Annotated in this window: 2 protein-coding genes and 1 pseudogene; all 3 read right to left on the bottom strand. The window is 69.7% G+C overall.

Annotation, left to right across the window (positions count from 1 at the left end):
- Positions 1 to 91 (bottom strand): annotated as a pseudogene (locus ACFW2E_RS45660) (2-keto-myo-inositol dehydratase); the annotation flags it as partial.
- A gap of 2 nt (positions 92 to 93) precedes the next feature.
- Positions 94 to 1,008, bottom strand: coding sequence for an ATP-binding cassette domain-containing protein (locus ACFW2E_RS45655; protein WP_384477751.1), 915 nt, complete (start codon positions 1,006 to 1,008; stop codon positions 94 to 96).
- Positions 1,009 to 1,013: 5 nt separating this feature from the next.
- Positions 1,014 to 2,145 (bottom strand): ABC transporter permease (locus tag ACFW2E_RS45650; protein ID WP_384477748.1); only part of this gene is annotated, 1,132 nt, incomplete at its 5' end.

Genomic DNA, 2,145 nt, shown 5'->3' with positions numbered 1-2,145 from the left:
CCCAGGGCACCTGCCGGGGGTCGTCGGGAAACCAGACGCCCCAGGAGTCGGGGGCCGAGCCCACCCGGATGCGGTCGAGGTCGTTCGCCATGGTCAGGGGGTCCCTTCGGGCTGGGTCGCCACCGGCGCGCCGAGGTCCTCCTCCTCGGGGAGTTCCTCGACGTCGACGCCGCGGACCTGTGCGAGTTCGTGCTTGAGAGCCGCGAGTTCGGCGCCGCCCGCCATGTGGTTGGTCAGCACCTCCAGGCTGACCCGGCTGCGGTCGGCGGAGAGTTCCAGGGTGCCCAGGCGCAGCACGCTGAAGTGGTCGCCGACCATGTAGGCGTGGTGGGGGTTGTGGGTGATGAAGATGACGCCGAGGCCACGGTCGCGGGCGGCGGCGATGTACTTGAGCACCACGCCGGACTGCTTGACGCCGAGGGCGGCGGTGGGCTCGTCGAGGATGAGGACACGGGCGCCGAAGTAGACGGCGCGGGCGATGGCGACGCACTGGCGCTGGCCGCCGGAGAGGGTACCGATGGGCTGTTCCAGGTCGTCCAGGACGATGCCCATGTTGCGCAGTTCCTCGTCCGCGGTCCGCTTCATCCTCTCGATGTCGAGGCGGCGCACGGGCCAGGGGCCCTTGGTCATCTCGGAGCCGAGGAAGAAGTTGCGCCAGACGGGCATCAGGGGGACGGTGGCCAGGTCCTGGTAGACGGTGGCGATGCCCTTGGCGAGGGCTTCGCGCGGGGTGGAGAAGCGCACCGGGGTGCCGTCCACGAGGAAGTCGCCCTCGGTGTGCCGGTGCAGCCCGGAGACGATTTTGATCAGGGTGGACTTGCCGGCGCCGTTGTCGCCCAGGACGCAGGTGACCTTGCCGGGGCGGACGGTCAGGTCGACGCCGTGCAGGGCCCGGATGTTGCCGTAGGACTTGCCCGCGTTGCGCAGTTCGACGACGGGGCGGTCCGAACCGTCGGGCGCGGAGTCCTCCAGGACGGCTCCGTGGGTGCCGGTTCCGTTGGTGGTCATGAGGGTCACCTCCGGGTCGCCGTGCGGCTGACCCACAGATTGATGAGGACGGCGCCGAGCAGCATCACGCCGAGGAAGGCCTTGAACCAGTCCGGGTTCCAGCCGGCGTAGACGATGCCCTGGTTCACCATGCCGAACATGAAGGCGCCGAAGACCGGGCCGATCGCGGACCCGTAGCCGCCGGTGAGCAGACAGCCGCCGATCACCGCCGCGGCGATGTAGATCAGCTCCTGGCCGACGCCCTCGCCGGACTGCACGGTGTTGAAGGAGAACAGGTTGTGCATGCCCATGAACCAGGCGCCGAAGCCGACCGTCATGAACAGCGTGATCTTGGTGAAGTTCACCGGGACACCGACCGCGCGGGCGCTGTCCTTGTTGCCGCCGACGGCGAAGACCCAGTTGCCGTACTTGGTGCGCAGCAGCACCCAGGTGGCGATCGCGGCGAAGACCAGCCACCACACGACGGTGATCTTCACCTCGACCCCGCCGACGTCGAAGGACGAGGCGAAGACCTTCTTCGCCTGGTCGAAGCCGTCCATGTCGCTGATGTCGTCGGTCGCCACGTTGCCGGTGACCATCTTGGTCACGGCCAGGTTCACGCCCTGCAGGATCAGGAACGTACCGAGGGTGACCAGGAAGCTAGGCAGTCCGGTCCTGACCACCATCCAGCCGTTGAACGCGCCGACCGCCAGCGACAGGACCAGCGCGACGATCACGCCGACCCACACGTTCATGGTCAGCTGGTAGCTGAGCATGCTCGCGGTGAGCGCCGAGGTGACCACGGCGACGCCGGCGGACAGGTCGAACTCGCCGCCGATCATCAGCAGGGCGACCGGCAGGGCCATGATGCCGATCGTCGACGACTGGTAGAGCACGGTGGCCATCGAGCTGCCCTGGCGGACCGAGGGCGCGGCGACGAGGAAGAAGACCAGGACGGCCAAGGCGCCCAGGAGGACGCCGACTTCGGGCCGGGCCAGCAGCCGCAGTGCGAGGGGGCGCCGGGCCGTACGGCCGTCGGTCGCCTTGGGGCCGGGGGGGGGGGGGGTGGTGTACCCCGCCCCCCCGGGGGGGGGGCGGCGGCCGCCCCGCCCCCGACGCCCAGGATGCCGCCGTAGCCGCCCTTGGTCAGGGCCTTCT

The sequence above is a fragment of the Streptomyces sp. NPDC058964 genome (genome assembly GCF_042741275.1).
Classification (GTDB): Bacteria; Actinomycetota; Actinomycetes; order Streptomycetales; family Streptomycetaceae; genus Streptomyces.
Note: the sequence above shows the minus strand (reverse complement) of the source record. Positions and strands in the feature narration are given on the sequence as shown.

Coding starts and splice junctions, on each gene's coding strand:
- ACFW2E_RS45655 (WP_384477751.1), bottom strand. CDS start 1,008: ATGACCACCAACGGAACCGGCACCCACGGAGCCGTCCTGGAGGACTCC.